Raw genomic sequence first — 464 nt, forward strand, 5'->3', positions numbered from 1 at the left:
GTTAACGACAAGCGTTGATTTGCTGCTATCTGCGCTATTTGCGGTACACTCGGCATCGTGGCGCTTTGTTTTCCGCCAATATCTTGCTCCATGCTACCGTCAAACACGGTCATGGCTTTGCCTTTTAAGGTCAGTAACTTGTCTGCAAAGATGTTGACGTTACCACTTGAGTCAATGCTGATTTCACTGCCACCATTGGCAAGGGTGAGGTTGCCAGAGCCACTGCCTTTAATCGTGATATTACCTTGGCTTTGAATGAGTTGACTTCCCGCGGGAGCGGTAATGGTAAGGTTGTTGTCTGCCTTGAGGTTTATATCGCTTTGGATAACACTGCGATGGCTGCGACCCGCCTTAAGGGTCAAATCTTGTTTGGCGCTGGCGTCAATTTGATTGGCGATGAGTTCAAAGTTAATCATCATCGCATTTTCAATTAATAAGTAAGTGTTTTTAGTGGTAAGGAGTTA

1 pseudogene is annotated in these 464 nt (G+C 45.7%); it reads right to left on the bottom strand.

The window, feature by feature from the left end:
* Window positions 1-419 (bottom strand): annotated as a pseudogene (locus CKO50_RS24335) (type IV secretion protein Rhs); the annotation flags it as partial.
* Window positions 420-464: the final 45 nt, after the last annotated feature.

It is taken from the genome of Pseudoalteromonas sp. HM-SA03, from assembly GCF_002289345.1.
Taxonomy (GTDB): domain Bacteria; phylum Pseudomonadota; class Gammaproteobacteria; order Enterobacterales; family Alteromonadaceae; genus Pseudoalteromonas.